At 68.8% G+C, this 13,635-nt stretch carries 13 protein-coding genes; 6 read left to right on the plus strand and 7 right to left on the minus strand.

The window, feature by feature from the left end:
* Position 1 precedes the first annotated feature (1 nt).
* Positions 2-592 (minus strand): PH domain-containing protein, encoded by a 591-nt coding sequence (locus AB6732_RS10005; RefSeq protein WP_370959823.1) that lies wholly within the window; start codon positions 590-592, stop codon positions 2-4.
* Positions 585-1,505 (minus strand): biotin--[acetyl-CoA-carboxylase] ligase, encoded by a 921-nt coding sequence (locus AB6732_RS10010; protein WP_370959824.1) that lies wholly within the window; start codon positions 1,503-1,505, stop codon positions 585-587. The genes AB6732_RS10005 and AB6732_RS10010 overlap by 8 nt, the downstream gene beginning before the upstream one ends.
* A 194-nt stretch (positions 1,506-1,699) precedes the next feature.
* Here AB6732_RS10010 and AB6732_RS10015 point away from each other — a divergent pair, with 194 nt between their 5' ends.
* Positions 1,700-3,283 (plus strand): acyl-CoA carboxylase subunit beta, encoded by a 1,584-nt coding sequence (locus tag AB6732_RS10015; protein WP_370959825.1) that lies wholly within the window; start codon positions 1,700-1,702, stop codon positions 3,281-3,283.
* An 8-nt stretch (positions 3,284-3,291) separates the two neighbouring features.
* Positions 3,292-3,540, plus strand: a complete 249-nt coding sequence (locus AB6732_RS10020; protein WP_370959826.1) for an acyl-CoA carboxylase subunit epsilon — start codon at positions 3,292-3,294, stop codon at positions 3,538-3,540.
* Between the two features lie 8 nt (positions 3,541-3,548).
* Here the strand turns inward: AB6732_RS10020 and AB6732_RS10025 are convergent, their stop codons facing one another.
* The 4 genes from AB6732_RS10025 to AB6732_RS10040 all read right to left on the minus strand — a co-directional run bounded on the left by AB6732_RS10025 (position 3,549) and on the right by AB6732_RS10040 (position 6,679).
* Entirely contained in the window at positions 3,549-4,622 is a 1,074-nt protein-coding gene (locus AB6732_RS10025) for a sulfate/molybdate ABC transporter ATP-binding protein (RefSeq protein ID WP_370959827.1), read from the minus strand.
* Complete coding sequence (locus tag AB6732_RS10030) at positions 4,619-5,386, minus strand: ABC transporter permease (protein WP_370960117.1); 768 nt, start codon at positions 5,384-5,386, stop codon at positions 4,619-4,621. The genes AB6732_RS10025 and AB6732_RS10030 overlap by 4 nt, the downstream gene beginning before the upstream one ends.
* A 92-nt stretch (positions 5,387-5,478) precedes the next feature.
* On the minus strand, positions 5,479-6,291 hold the full coding sequence (gene modA / locus AB6732_RS10035) for a molybdate ABC transporter substrate-binding protein (protein WP_370959828.1): 813 nt from the start codon (positions 6,289-6,291) through the stop codon (positions 5,479-5,481).
* Positions 6,281-6,679: a molybdopterin-binding protein gene (locus AB6732_RS10040; RefSeq protein WP_370959829.1), complete on the minus strand. Its 399-nt coding sequence runs from the start codon at positions 6,677-6,679 to the stop codon at positions 6,281-6,283. The genes modA and AB6732_RS10040 overlap by 11 nt, the downstream gene beginning before the upstream one ends.
* A 148-nt stretch (positions 6,680-6,827) precedes the next feature.
* Between AB6732_RS10040 and AB6732_RS10045 the strand changes: the two genes are divergently transcribed.
* Both AB6732_RS10045 and AB6732_RS10050 read left to right on the plus strand, forming a co-directional pair.
* The gene (locus AB6732_RS10045) at positions 6,828-8,510 is read left to right on the plus strand and encodes a DUF885 domain-containing protein (RefSeq protein ID WP_370959830.1); all 1,683 of its coding nucleotides are present in this window, start codon (positions 6,828-6,830) and stop codon (positions 8,508-8,510) included.
* A gap of 164 nt (positions 8,511-8,674) precedes the next feature.
* The gene (locus AB6732_RS10050; protein ID WP_370959831.1) at positions 8,675-10,078 is read left to right on the plus strand and encodes a dicarboxylate/amino acid:cation symporter; all 1,404 of its coding nucleotides are present in this window, start codon (positions 8,675-8,677) and stop codon (positions 10,076-10,078) included.
* A 142-nt stretch (positions 10,079-10,220) separates the two neighbouring features.
* On the opposite strand, the gene AB6732_RS10055 is transcribed toward AB6732_RS10050, so the two are convergent.
* Positions 10,221-11,864, minus strand: a complete 1,644-nt coding sequence (locus tag AB6732_RS10055) for an LGFP repeat-containing protein (RefSeq protein ID WP_370959832.1) — start codon at positions 11,862-11,864, stop codon at positions 10,221-10,223.
* A 551-nt stretch (positions 11,865-12,415) separates the two neighbouring features.
* Here AB6732_RS10055 and AB6732_RS10060 point away from each other — a divergent pair.
* Entirely contained in the window at positions 12,416-12,826 is a 411-nt protein-coding gene (locus AB6732_RS10060; RefSeq protein WP_066216897.1) for a YbjQ family protein, read from the plus strand.
* Complete coding sequence (locus AB6732_RS10065; RefSeq protein ID WP_370959833.1) at positions 12,823-13,521, plus strand: nucleoside triphosphate pyrophosphatase; 699 nt, start codon at positions 12,823-12,825, stop codon at positions 13,519-13,521. Before AB6732_RS10060 ends, AB6732_RS10065 begins: the two co-directional genes overlap by 4 nt.
* The last annotated feature ends 114 nt before the right edge of the window (positions 13,522-13,635 follow it).

The following is a 13,635-nucleotide window of genomic DNA, read 5'->3' on the forward strand; positions in this document are numbered from 1 at the left end:
CTCACTCTTCACCTTCTCTCAGTTCCCAGGGCAATGCGGGGTCGTGGAAATCGTCGATCGTGTCGTCCGGATAGATGACCCCGTCCGGGAGGTCGTCCAGCGCGTCCTGGATGAAGGACCGGAAGGTCTCCACCTCCGGGACGTCACTCAGCACCCCGAATCCGCCATGCCGCAGTTCCAAGGTTATAGTCCCCGAACGCAGAGGCCGTTGCAGGAGTTCCTGGCGGGTCTGGACCCCTTGGACACTGGCCAGCAGGTACTGCCGCGTGACCTTGGCGAGGACGCCGTTGACGATCAGGATCCGCTGGCTCGTGAGCACGTAGCGGGTGCTGTTCCAGGCGATCACCCGCGGCAGGGTGAAGAGCAGCAGCACGGCCACGCCGAGGATCACACAGGCCAGCGTCAGGTACGGCGCCGATCCCTGCGGCAGCCACGGGAGGAGACGGTTCAGATTGCCCCGGCCCACCCAGGTCGCGGCGAACGATGCCGCGGCGAGGGCCAGGATCCCGGCGGTGACGGGCCAGATGAGACTGCGGGCCTGGGGTCGGGTGGTGCAGATGAGCTGTTCCCCCGGAAGCAGGGCCTTACGCATAGCCGCCGGCGCCGTCGGGTCCGTGCAGGCGCAGATGAACGACGTCCCCGGCCGTCACGGTGTGTTCCAGGCCGTCCTCGGTGAGAAGCACCAGGGAGCCGTGATGATCGAGTCGTTCCGCGCGGCCCACCACTTCGCGGTCTCCGGGAAGGTGCGCCTTCACGGTCCGCCCCAGCGTCACGGTGGACTGCGTCAGACGGTGGTGCAGCGAGGCTCCCCCGGCCAGCCCGGCGTCGGGGTCGCCGTCGGAGTTGCAGTAGTCACGGTAGAGCTGGACGAAGCGGCGCAGATAGGCCGCCACCAGGGCTGTCCGGTCGAGGGGCCGCGCCCCGGCCAGCAGAAGGGACGTGGCAGTGGGAACCGGCAGCTCCTCCGCGGTCAGACTGACGTTCACCCCGGTGCCGAGCACGACGACGGGCGGCTGGCCGTCCGCCGGGAAGTGGAGCTGCGCGAGGATGCCGGCGAGCTTGCGCTCACCGAGGAGGAGATCGTTGGGCCACTTCACCCCCGCGTGGACGCCGCAGATGTCATCGAGCGCCAGGCACCAGGCCTCGGCCGCGAGCAGGGAGAACCAGGAATAGGAGTCGGTCGGCAGGGGCCGGCCCTGGGCGTTCACCGGCCGCAGCACGATGGAGACGGCCAGCGCGGCCCGCGGAGGGGCCTCCCAGTGCCGGTCGAGACGTCCCCGGCCGGTGCTCTGGTGATCGGCGATGAGGACGCTGAGGTCGGGGTACTCGGTGCGGCCCCGGCCCTCCTCGGATCCCAGGGCGGCCAGCAGGTCCGCATTGGTGGAACCGGTGGTGTCCACGTGATCCAGACGGGACAGTCCCAGCGCCTGGACGAGGCCGTTGCGGAGCATGCCGGCGTCGAACGGCTCACGCCCTTCCACCTGCTGAGAGTCCTGTGCGTCCATGGCATCCAGCCTAGTATGTGGTGCGGTGTCGGCGACGCTCTCGCGGCAGTCCATGCCTGGACACGGGAATTTGTAGGGTTCCTACAGCGATGGGCGCGGAACCCCTGGCTAGACTGGCTCTCAGGCTTGTCGAATGTGCACAAGCAACACGTACGCCAGCGGCACAGGACTGTGCCGGACCGGAAGTGAGGACCATGAGCCACGACCTTGCCACCACCGCGGGGAAGATCGCCGACTTCCGGGACCGTCAGGCCCAGGCCCTGGTCCCGTCCGGCCAGGAGGCCGTCGAGAAGCAGCACGCACGCGGCAAGAACACCGCCCGTGAGCGCATTGACCTGCTCGTGGATGAAGGCTCCTTCGTCGAGTTCGACGCCCTCGCCACGCACCGCTCCACCGCTTTCGGCATGGAGAAGAAGAAGCCCCTCGGCGACGGCGTGGTGTCCGGCTACGCCACGGTCGACGGCCGCCTCGTGGCCCTCTACAGCCAGGACTTCAGCGTCTACGGCGGCTCCCTCAGCCAGGTGAACGGCGAGAAGATCGTCAAGGTGCAGGAGTTCGCCCTGCGCAACGGCTGCCCCGTGATCGGGATCAACGACGGCGGCGGCGCCCGCATCCAGGAAGGCGTGGCTTCCCTGGCGATGTTCGCGGACATCTTCCGCAACAACGTGCACGCGTCCGGCGTCGTGCCCCAGATCTCGCTCATCATGGGCCCGTGTGCCGGCGGCGCCGCTTACTCCCCCGCCCTGACGGACTACGTGGTCATGGTGGACAAGACGAGCCACATGTTCATCACCGGCCCGGACGTCATCAAGACGGTCACGGGTGAGGACGTGGACATGGAGACCCTCGGCGGCGCGCGCCAGCACAACGCGACCACCGGCACCTCCACGTACCTGGCGAGCGACGAGGCGGATGCGATCGAGTTCGTCCGTGAGCTGCTCGACTTCCTGCCGAGCAACAACCTCGCCGAGGCTCCGATCCTGGAGCATGGCCAGGAGCTCGAGGTGGATGAGGACGACCTCACCCTGGACACCCTCATCCCGGACTCCGCGAACCACCCGTACGACATGCGCCGCGTGATCGAGAACGTGGTGGATGACGGCAACTTCCTCGAGATGCAGGCGCTGTACGCCCCGAACGTCATGATCGGCTACGCCCGGATCGAGGGCCACACGGTCGGCATCGTGGCCAACCAGCCGATGCAGTTCGCCGGCACCCTGGACATCGCCGCCTCCGAGAAGGCCGCCCGCTTCGTGCGGCACTGCGACGCGTTCAACATCCCGATCGTGACCCTGGTGGACGTGCCCGGCTTCCTGCCCGGCAAGGACCAGGAGTTCCAGGGCATCATCCGCCGCGGCGCGAAGCTGCTCTACGCCTACGCCGAGGCCACCGTGCCGAAGCTGACCGTCATCACCCGAAAGGCCTACGGCGGCGCGTACATCGTGATGGGCTCCAAGAAGCTCGGCGCGGACCTCAACCTCGCCTGGCCCACCGCGCAGATCGGCGTCATGGGCGCCCAGGGCGCGGTCAACATCCTGTACCGCCGCGATCTCGCCGCCGTGCAGGCCGAGGGCGGCGACGTCGAGGCCCGCCGCGCGGAACTGATCCGCCAGTACGAGGACGAGCTCCTCAACCCGTACCAGGCGGCGGAGCTCGGCTACATCGACGCGGTCATCGCCCCCAGCGAGACCCGCACCCAGCTCATCCGTGGCCTCCGGGCCCTGCGGGACAAGCGTGCCGGCCTGCCCGCCAAGAAGCACGGCAACATCCCGCTCTAAGGACGATCATGGCCACCACCACCGACGCACCCCAGGGTGACGCGGAGAACGCCCAGCCGTTCCTCACCGTCACCCGGGGCAACCCCACGCCCGAAGAGCTCGCCGCGCTGACCGCCGTCGTGAGCGCGCTCGCGGCAGGCCAGCCGCAGGAGGCCGCGAGCCCTTCACGGCACTCCGAGCGTTTCTGGCACCGCCGTGCCCAGTTCAACGTGCCGCTGAAGGCCGGTCCCGGCTCCTGGCGCAGGTCCCGGGGCTGAGTCCGTGATCAGGACGCCGGGCGGTACCGCCGCACGGCGCCCTCAGGGACGCTGAACCAGAGCGGTGAACCCGGGCTCGCGTCCATGGCCGCGACCAGGCTGACGTCCGCCTCGGCGTTCACCTCGTGGCCGGCGACCTCTCCGGCCGTTCCTTCGGCGCGCAGCAGCACGGTCTCCCCGCGGGGCTCCAGTGCCCGTGCGGTGACCGGGAAGTGCTGAGCCCCCGAGGGCAGGCCGCTCGCCTCGGCGCCGAGGCCGGGTTCCCGTGCGGACACGACGACGTCGGCGGCGCGGAACGCGAGCGCGTCCTCTCCGGTGCGGATCAGGTTGAGCCCTGCCAGCTTCGCGGCGAAGACGTTCGGCGGGCGGGTGAACAGCTCACGCGTCGGCCCGGAGGCCACCACGCGCCCGTCGTGCAGGATCGCGGTATGGCTGGCAAGCGTCAGGGCGTCGAGGATCTCGTGGGTGATGAGGATGGCGCTCTGACCGGACAGCAGTTCCTTGAGGATGCCGCGCATCCGGGTCGAGGCCGTCACGTCGAGAGCATTGAGGGGTTCGTCCAGGACCAGGAGCCGGGGCTGGGTGGCGAGTGCGCGGGCGAGCGCCACGGTCTGCGCCTGCCCACCCGAGATCTGCCAGGGTTTCTCCCCCGCGAACCCGCGTCCTCCGACCTTCTCCAGCCAGCCGAGCGCCTCTTTCCGCGCCTGGGCTCTGGAGGCGCCTCGGCTGCGGGGGCCGAATGCGACGTTGTCCAGGGCGTCGAGATGCGGGAACAGCATCGGGGCCTGGGCCATGAGCGCCACCGATCGCCGGTGCGTCGGGACGTCGACGCCCCGGGCACTGTCCAGCAGCGTCCGCCCGCCCAGGACGATCCGGCCCTCGGCCTGCCGCCGGGATCCCGGAAGGGTGCCCGTCACGGCCGCCGCGAAGGACGACTTCCCGGCGCCGTTGGGCCCCATGATCGCCAGAGTGTCGCCCTCCCCCAGGCCCAGCCGGAGGTCGAGGCCCCGTGAGGGCACGCGGACGTCGGCGTCCAGGAAGGTGGGCTCCACGCCGACCGCGACGGGGTGGCCGCCGCTCATCGCACACCGGCCTTGCGCCGGACCCAGGGCCCGTGGGCCAGCCCGACCACGAGGACCGCCACCGCCACGAGCAGGAGGGCGAGCGCTGCGGCCGCGTCGGGGTCGCTCTCGCGGGCGAGGTAGATCTCCAGAGGCAGCGTCCGGGTGACGCCTTGCAGATTGCCGGCGAAGGTCAGCGTGGCGCCGAACTCCCCCAGGCACCGTGCGAACGCGAGGACCGCCCCGGAGAGCAGCCCCGGCAGAGCCAGGGGCAGCGTCACCCTCCACCAGGTGGCCGCGGGGCTCGAGCCCAGGGTCGCGGCCACGGTCTCGTAGCGCACGTCGCCGCTGGACAGCGCACCCTCCATGCTGAGCACCAGATATGGGAGCGAGACGAAGGCCTGGGCCAGCACCACCGCGGCGGTGCTGAAGGACAGTTCGACGCCGACGGCACGAAGGGGCGGCCCCAGGAGCCCGAAGCGGCCGAAGGCGTACAGCAGGGCCAGACCGCCCACGACCGGCGGGATCACGAGCGGCAGCAGGACCAGGGCCCGCAGGACCCGCTTGCCGGGGAACCGTGCCCGCGAGAGGACGGCGGCCAGCGGAACCCCGAGCACGATGCAGAGCGCCGTGCTCAGGCAGGCCGTGCGAAGGCTGAGGGACAGGGCGTCCACGGCGGCCTGGCTCGTGACCAGCGGGATGAAGTGCGCCCAGTCGACCTTGAGGGCCATGGCCAGGGGCGGCACCAGGATGAAGGCGAGCCCGAGCACGGCTGCCAGCAGCATCCAGCCCGGCACGCCGTTCAGACGGACTCCGTCACGGAGGCTCCCCCCGACCCTGCTCTGCGGAGCCCGGGTGGCCTCGCCACCCGGGTCACTCACGGCTTGCCGAATCCGGCGTCGGCCAGGACTTTCTGTCCCGGATCCCCGGTGAGAGCGGCCAGGAAGGCCCTGCCGCCGTCGCTGTCGGGGGCGCCTTGGACGAGCGCCCCCGCGTAGGTGTTGACGGCGGCACTGCTCTGCGGGAAGTCGACGGCCTTCACGGCGCCCTTCGAGCCTTGCACATCGGTGCGGTAGACGAGCCCCGCGTCGGCCTCGCCGGAGGAGACCTTGCCGAGCACATCGGTGACGGCGAGTTCCTCGCTGACCGGCTTGATGTCGAGCCCGGCCGCCTTCTCCACCTTGTGGCTCGCCGCGCCGCATGGCACCTGCACCGCGCACAGCACCGTCTTGACACCGGGCTTGGCCAGGTCGGCGAGCGCGGCGATGTTCGCGGGATTGCTCGGCGGAACGGCGATGGTGAGGGTGTTGCTGGCGAAGTTCTGCGCCGCGCCGTCGAGCGAGCCGGCGTCCTTCAGCTTGCCCATGGTCGCCAGGTCGGCCGTGGCGACCACGTCGGCCTTGGCGCCGGCCTTGATCTGCGCCACGAGGTCCTGGGACCCGGCGAAGTTGAACTTGAGGTCCAGCTCGGGGTGCTCGGAACGGAGCTTCTCCGCAAGGCTGGTGAAACTGGACTTGAGGGACGCCGCGGCGAAGACCACCACGGTCTTCTTCCCGGCGTCCTGCGGGGAAGAGCTTCCGGAGGCAGTGCTGCCGGAAGCGCCGGAGCATGCGGTGAGGGCGAGCGACGCCGCCACGAGAGCGACGGCGGCCTTGCCGAGGGGCGCCCGGGACAGGTTCTCACGCTTCATCAGGGACCTCCACGATCACATTGGTCGCCTTGACCACGGCCACGGCGAGCTTTCCTTCACGGATGCCGAGTTCCTCGACGGCCTCCGTGCTCATGAGGGAGACGATCCGATGCGGGCCGCACTGCATCTCCACCTGGGACATGACCTTGTCGGAGACGACACGGGTGACCAGGCCGACCATCCGGTTGCGGGCCGAACGGCCCACCTTCGTCGGGTCGGCGGGCTGCGCCGCCTGTTCCCGGGCCAGTGAGGCCAACGACAAGGCGTCCACCTCGGTCACTCCCCCGCCGCGTTCCACCTTCAGGAGGCCACTGTTGAGCCACCGGCGCACGGTGTCGTCACTGACCCCCAGGAAGGCGGCGGCATCCTTGATCCGGATTCCACTCATGGTGCGAGCATAGCCAAATATTCGCCTTTGCGGTTTTTCAATCGGCCTCGGATCGCAAATGCGACCATTCCGTTCGACTGCGCCGTCCCCTCGTCACGACGGGCAAAGTTTTCAAGCACTCCTTTCAAAAAATGCCTACGCTAGGACTGTGACTGAGACCACCACGCACCCCAAGACGGCCATCGACCATCTCGCCGACAGCTACACCGCACGTTTACTGGAACTCGATCCCGCCCTGGCGACGAGTCTGGGACTGCCGGGTCACGAAAGCGAGTACCCCGACTTCTCCCCCGCCGGTCTGGAGACGTTCGCCCGCCTGGACCAGGAGACCCTCACCGCTCTCGACGGGCTGGAGCCCGTGGACGACGTGGACCGCGTGACCCTGGACGCCATGCGTGAGCGCCTGGGCCTCGCGGTGGAACGCCACGCGAGCGGCTGGACCCTCGCCGAGCTGAACAACATCGCCTCGCCCGCGCAGGACATCCGCGCCATCTTCGACCTCATGCCCACGGACACCGAGGAGCACTGGACCCACATCGCGGGCCGTGCCCACAACGTCCCGGCCGCGATCGACGGCTACATCGAGTCCCTGCGGACCGCCCAGGCTCAGGATCTCGTGTCCGCCGCGCGCCAGGTGAAGATCGTGATCGACCAGGCCACCGGCTACGCCGCGGAAGACGGCTTCTTCGCCAAGCTCGCGCGGGAGGCCGCGACGTCGTCGGGTCCCCTGCCGCAGGAGCTGCAGGCCACGCTCGACGACGGCGTGCGCCGCGCGCGGGAGGCGTACGGCACCCTGATCGACTTCCTCCGCGAGGAGCTGCTTCCCGCCGCCCCGGAGAAGGACGCCGTGGGCCGCCAGCGCTACGCCCTGGCGAGCCGCACCTTCCTGGGCGCCGCGATCGACCTGGAGGAGAGCTACGCCTGGGGTGTCGCCGAGCTGGACCGTCTGATCGCCGAGCAGGAGAAGGTCGCACAGCAGATCAAGTCCGGGGCCACCATCGAGGAGGCCAAGGAGATCCTCAACGCGGACGCCTCCCGCCAGCTCCAGGGCACCGACGCCCTGCGCGCCTGGATGCAGAAGCTCTCCGACGAGGCGGTGGCCGCGCTCGCCGGAACCCACTTCGACATCCCCGGCCCCATGAAGACCCTTGAGTGCATGATCGCCCCCACCCAGGACGGCGGCATCTACTACACCGGCCCCAGCGACGACTTCTCGCGCCCCGGCCGCATGTGGTGGTCCGTGCCGCCGGGAGAGGACGAGTTCACCACCTGGGCCGAGACCACCACGGTCTACCACGAGGGTGTCCCGGGGCATCACTTGCAGGTCGCCACGGCCGTGTACCGCAAGGAGCTCCTGAACGACTGGCGCCGCAACATCTGCTGGGTGTCCGGTCACGGCGAGGGCTGGGCGCTGTACGCCGAGAAGCTCATGCACGAGCTCGGCTTCCTGTCCGACCCGGGCGACCTCATGGGCATGCTCGACATGCAGCGGATGCGTGCCGCCCGCGTCGTCTTCGACATCGGCGTGCACCTCGAACTGGACATGCCGGAGCGCTGGGGCAGCGGACCCTGGACGGCGGAGAAGGGCTACGAGTTCCTGCGCGCCAACCTGCCCATCAGCGAGGGCCAGCTGCAGTTCGAGTTCACCCGGTACCTGGGCTGGCCGGGGCAGGCCCCGAGCTACAAGATCGGTCAGCGCCTCTGGGAGCAGATCCGCGAGGAACTCCAGGAGCGGGAGGGCGAGTCCTTCGACGTGAAGGCGTTCCACTCCAAGGCTCTGAACATCGGATCCGTGGGTCTGGACGTGCTGCGCACGGCGCTGCTCGGCTGACCATCCTGACGACGACGGCGGGCGGTCCCGGAAGGGTGCCGCCCGCCGTCGTCATACCCGGCGGATATTCCCGGATTTGAGGAATCTCTCAGAAATCCGGCGGAAAAGTAACACTGCTCAACGCAAAGTGGAATATTGTTACGCCGATTTCTATTGTCCTGTGGGTGAGTACAGAGACCAACGCACCCAAGGCACCGAGCCGCCTGCCCCGCTGGGCCGGCAACTTCGGCGTCCAGATCATCGCCGCACTGGTGCTCGGCGTCGTCCTCGGCCTGGTGGCCAGGAACCTCGGGGGCACGAAGGATGACCCGAACGGCCTGACCATCACCCTCCAGACCATCGGCTCCAGCTACGTCGCGCTGCTGAAGACCGCCGTGGTCCCCCTCATCTTCACCGCCGTGGTGAGCTCGATCGCCAATCTGCGCGCCGTCACCAACGCCGCCAAGCTGGCCTGGAACACCCTCCTGTGGTTCGCCATCACGGCCCTGATCGCCGTGCTGATCGGCATCGGCCTGGGCATCCTGTTCCAGCCGGGCGCCGGCACGGGCATCAGCGAGGAAGGGGCCAAGTACTCCGGCAGCGCCGGCAGCTGGTGGGCCTTCCTCCAGGGCCTCATCCCCCGCAACATCCTCGGCCTCGAGGTCAGCACCAAGATCACCGACGGCGTGGCCTCCACGAGCGTGAACTTCAACGTCCTGCAGATCCTGGTCCTCGCGATCGCCGTGGGCGTGGCCGCCCTGAAGACCGGCAAGAAGGCCGACAAGTTCCTGGACCTCAACGCGTCCGCCCTGGCCGTCATCCAGAAGGTCCTCTGGTGGATCATCCGGATCGCCCCGATCGGCACCATCGGCCTGATCGGCAACGCGGTGGCCAGTTACGGCTGGGACACCATCGGCGCGCTCGGCAAGTTCACCGTGGCGATCTACGTGGGCCTCGCCCTCGTGCTGTTCGTGGTTTACCCGATCCTGGTCCGCAGCCACGGTCTGTCCATCAAGCAGTACTTCTCCGGCGTGTGGCCCGCCGTCCAGCTGGCCTTCGTCTCCCGTTCGTCCGTGGGCACCATGCCGCTGACGCAGCGTGTGACCGAGCGCAACCTGGGTGTCCCCAGCGGCTACGCCTCCTTCGCCGTGCCGCTCGGCTCGACCACCAAGATGGACGGCTGCGCCGCGATCTACCCGGCCATCGCCGCCATCTTCGTGGCCCAGTTCTTCGGCATCAACCTGGACTTCGGCCAGTACCTGCTGATCGTCCTGGTCTCGGTCCTGGGTTCCGCGGCCACCGCCGGCACCACGGGCGCCGTGGTCATGCTGACGCTGACCCTCTCCACCCTGGGCCTGCCGCTCGCCGGCGTCGGCCTCCTGCTGGCCATCGACCCGATCCTGGACATGGGCCGCACCGCGGTCAACGTCGCGGGTCAGGCGCTGGTCCCCACTCTGGTGGCCAAGCGCCAGGGCATCCTGGACCTTGACCTGTACAACGCACCGCGTCAGGGCGTGGCCTTCTCCGACGACGTCCCCGAGGACGTCGAGGAGGGTTCCGAGAAGGAACTGGTGGGCGCGGATCGCTGATCCCACCCCGGGCTCTCCCCCGCCGCGGAGCCGCCGTGCTCGCGAAATGACAGTTGGCGCCTCTTCCCGTCCTGGGAAGGGGCGCCAACTGCTCTCTCGGGGTCTGCTCACTCAGGGCTGGTCGCTCAGCACCTGCGGGTGGTCAGCGCCAGATGACCTGGGTGGCTCGGCCGGACGACCAGATGATGCTGCCGTGCTGGAAGTCCTGCCGTGTGCTCGTGTCACCACCCCACGACCCCGGGGTCAAGTACTCGTTCGAGGTGGGATATCCCAACCGGCCCCACGCCCAGCCGAGCCGCTCATAGGCCGACTGGATGCCGCCCTGGACTCGATGCGTCCCTGTTCGGGAGGACCACCAGTACACGCCCTTCTCGAACCACTGGAAACAACCGCCACCGGGCCCGGAACACTGCTCGTCGTGTGTCGGAAAACCGATCCCCTGCCCACCGGCGTTCCACGTCGCCCCAATGCCGCCACGCAGCACATGAGCTCCTGTCGCCGGCGTCCACCAGATCTGCCCCTTCTGAAACTGCTGCTGACAGATCGTCGCCACCGGGCAGTCCTCCTGGAACGTGGGATAGCCCAACGGTCCCCACACGGAGTTCAGGGTGGAATACTTCGCCCCGATGGCGCCGTGAGTCACGGTTCCGATCAAGCCGACGATGTCACTCGGCACTTCGGGCAGGCTCCACAGGATCCCGGACTGGAAAACCTGGTAACAGCCCCCGCCAGGACCGGTGCAGCGCATGTCTCCGCGGGGGTACCCGAGTGAGCCCCAGGCCGACCGCCGGTTCTCGTACGTCCAGAGGAAACCGCTGTAGAGGACAGCGGCGGCGCCGCTGCTGGAGGACCACCAGATCTTGCCATTGGCAAACGCTTGATGGCAGCCGCCCTTCGGGTCGGTGCATACTTCGCTTCCCAGCGGACCTCCGAGCTTCGCGGCTCCGAGGCTTTGGTACTTTCCGAGGATCGCGCCCTTGATCTGGAACGCGGGCTTCGGTCCGCCTCCCGCTGACACCCCTTCGGCGATGTAGCCACGGTCGAACTTCTGCTGGTATCCCGCCACGGTCTCGACCGCGTTCCCCACCGGGAATCCCATGGCGCCTTCGCCACCGAGAGCCAGCCACCGCGTCATGATGCCGTCCCGAACCGACACCGTGCCGCCGGAGGGCAGCTTGTAGACGACCGACTGGGTGAACGTCTGTTTGCAGCGCCCGCCTGCCACGCCGCACACCTCGTCGGAGAGGGCCTGGCCCGTCGAAGCGGAACGATAGGGTTCCTGAATCAATCGCGCCACTCCGCGGTACTGAGAGAGGTCGGCGCGTTCAAAGGAGACTCTGCAGTCGGCTCCTGCGCAATTGATGAGCCGGGTGGGAAGACCGAGGGATGAGCCTTCGGCGCCCCGGGACGCATACGCCTTACCGACCGGACTGGCGGGCTGATATCCCCCGAAAACGCCCTTCTGGTCCTTGAGGAACCGCCAGCTTCCACCGCCCAGAGTGAGGGAACAGGAATCCCCCGCGAGGCCGCACGTGGCGGGTGCGTCGGGCAGTCCGAACATGGCGAAGGTCGCCGAGGGGCCTGTCCCGCTCCAGTCGCTCGCGTAGATCCGCGCCCCCTTGATCAGGCCGATCGTGGGATCTGCGCCCGGTGTGAACCCCGCCGCGAACTCCGGACGCCCCGTCGGCGCCACCAGGAAGGCATCACTCAGGTCCGACTTTCTGACGAAACGCTGATACACGCCCCCCGCAATGGTGATTTCATCACTTGCCGGGATGGAGGTCATCGCTCCATTCATCGCGAACCACTCCGGGCCTGTGGTTCCCGCACTCTTGCGCACCACGGACGCTGAGAAAGCCGAATCGGAGTATCCCTGGAACGCAGCAATGGCCCCGCCTTCAAAATTCTGAATGCAGTATCTGTAGCCCATGGTGGCACTGCCCGTCGGCGCACCGAGCGGCCCCGACACCCCTCCTACGGCATTCCATTTCCCCTGGATATTGGCCGGCACCGGATAGGGCACCTGCGGCGACACCGACGCCCCCGCCGTCAGGCAGTTGAGCCCGTCCGCGGACGCCGCCGTGGGAACGACCAGCCCGCCCAGCAGCAGTGCGCCCACCGCCAGAGTGGCCGCCGCACAGCGCGCGAACGTTTTCCGACGGGTCGTGCCGTCGCGTGTGATCCCCATATTCATGACTTTCCCCCGCCAAGTGATAGTGGGCTCAGCATAGACCCGCCCCGTCCATCACGCGAGGGTGCAGTTCGGGCCTCTTCCCGTCCCGGGAAGGGGCGCCAACTGCTCTCTCGCGGGAGGCGATCCCGTATTAGGCTCTAGGCATGCTGATCGTCACCACGAATGAAGTCCCCGGGCACCGCATCGACGCCGTCTTCGGCGAGGTGATGGGCCTGACCGTCCGTTCCCGCGACATCGGGTCCCAGATGCTCGCCGGCTTCCGCTCACTCGGCGGCGGCGAGCTGCCCGAGATGACCAAGGCCCTCTACGAAAGCCGCCAGGAGGTCATGGGCCGCATGGTCAACGAGGCCCAGCAGCGCGGCGCCAACGCGATCGTGGCCATGCGCTTCGACACCTCCGAGATGGGCGGCAACTGGACCGAGGTCTGCGCCTACGGCACCGCCGTCTACATCATCCCCCTCAAGGAGGGTGAGGAAGGCGCCACCGGTCAGTCGGTCTACCTCACGCAGCAGGGCCAGCAGCCGAACGACCAGCCCGGCAACACCCAGCTGTGAGCGGCGCGCCCCGCCTCATCCTCGCGTCGCAGTCACCGGCCCGGGCCAAGCTCCTCACGGAGGCCGGCCTGCGGTTCGACGTGATCGTCTCCGCCGTGGACGAGGACGCGGTCGCCGCGGCGGCCGGGGATCCCACTCCGGCCGAGACCGCCCTGCTCCTGGCCCGCGCCAAGGCGGAGGCCGTCGCGGCGCTCCCCGAGGCACGGGACGCCTATGTGCTGGGCTGCGACTCCGTCTTCGAGTTCGACGGCGAGGCCCACGGCAAGCCGTATGAGCCCGAGGTCGCCATCGAGCGCATCTCGCGCATGAGCGGTCGCGAAGGCGTGCTGCACACCGGGCACTGGCTCATCGCGCCGACCGCGGCGGACTCCCCGGCGCCCGGGTCCGCGCACGACGACGCCGGCCAGGCGCCGTCGTCGACCGCTCCGGCCGGCGCGGGCGCGCCGCAGTCCGGCCTGGGCAGGCTGTCCAGCGCCACGGTGCGGTTCGCCGAGATCGATCCCGCGGAGATCCGGGCCTACGTGGCGACGGGCGAGCCCCTGCACTGCGCCGGTTCGTTCACGATCGACGGGATCGGCGGGGCCTTCATCGAGTCGGTCACGGGCGACCCGCACGCGGTCGTGGGCCTCTCGGTCTCCACGCTGCGGGCGCTGCTGGCCGAGCAGGGTGCGGGCATCACCTCGTTCTGGGTCTGACGGTCCGGCTTCTTTGTAGGACTCCTACAAAGACCGGGCACTCTACGCGCGGAAATCGTCAGTAATCTCGGCGGAACCCGCCAAGAGGTACTAAGGTCGATTGCAATTGACAAT

This window comes from Arthrobacter sp. RCC_34 (assembly GCF_041360795.1).
Lineage (GTDB): Bacteria > Actinomycetota > Actinomycetes > Actinomycetales > Micrococcaceae > Arthrobacter_E.

What these genes read in the sequence shown, in the direction of transcription:
- AB6732_RS10010 (WP_370959824.1), bottom strand. Translation starts at nt 1,505, where the DNA reads ATGGACGCACAGGACTCTCAGCAGGTGGAAGGGCGTGAGCCGTTCGAC.
- AB6732_RS10005 (WP_370959823.1), bottom strand. Translation starts at nt 592, where the DNA reads ATGCGTAAGGCCCTGCTTCCGGGGGAACAGCTCATCTGCACCACCCGA.
- AB6732_RS10030 (WP_370960117.1), bottom strand. Translation starts at nt 5,386, where the DNA reads ATGCTGCTGGCAGCCGTGCTCGGGCTCGCCTTCATCCTGGTGCCGCCC.
- AB6732_RS10060 (WP_066216897.1), top strand. Translation starts at nt 12,416, where the DNA reads ATGCTGATCGTCACCACGAATGAAGTCCCCGGGCACCGCATCGACGCC.
- AB6732_RS10055 (WP_370959832.1), bottom strand. Translation starts at nt 11,864, where the DNA reads ATGACCTCCATCCCGGCAAGTGATGAAATCACCATTGCGGGGGGCGTG.
- AB6732_RS10020 (WP_370959826.1), top strand. Translation starts at nt 3,292, where the DNA reads ATGGCCACCACCACCGACGCACCCCAGGGTGACGCGGAGAACGCCCAG.
- modA (WP_370959828.1), bottom strand. Translation starts at nt 6,291, where the DNA reads ATGAAGCGTGAGAACCTGTCCCGGGCGCCCCTCGGCAAGGCCGCCGTC.
- AB6732_RS10040 (WP_370959829.1), bottom strand. Translation starts at nt 6,679, where the DNA reads ATGAGTGGAATCCGGATCAAGGATGCCGCCGCCTTCCTGGGGGTCAGT.
- AB6732_RS10025 (WP_370959827.1), bottom strand. Translation starts at nt 4,622, where the DNA reads ATGAGCGGCGGCCACCCCGTCGCGGTCGGCGTGGAGCCCACCTTCCTG.
- AB6732_RS10015 (WP_370959825.1), top strand. Translation starts at nt 1,700, where the DNA reads ATGAGCCACGACCTTGCCACCACCGCGGGGAAGATCGCCGACTTCCGG.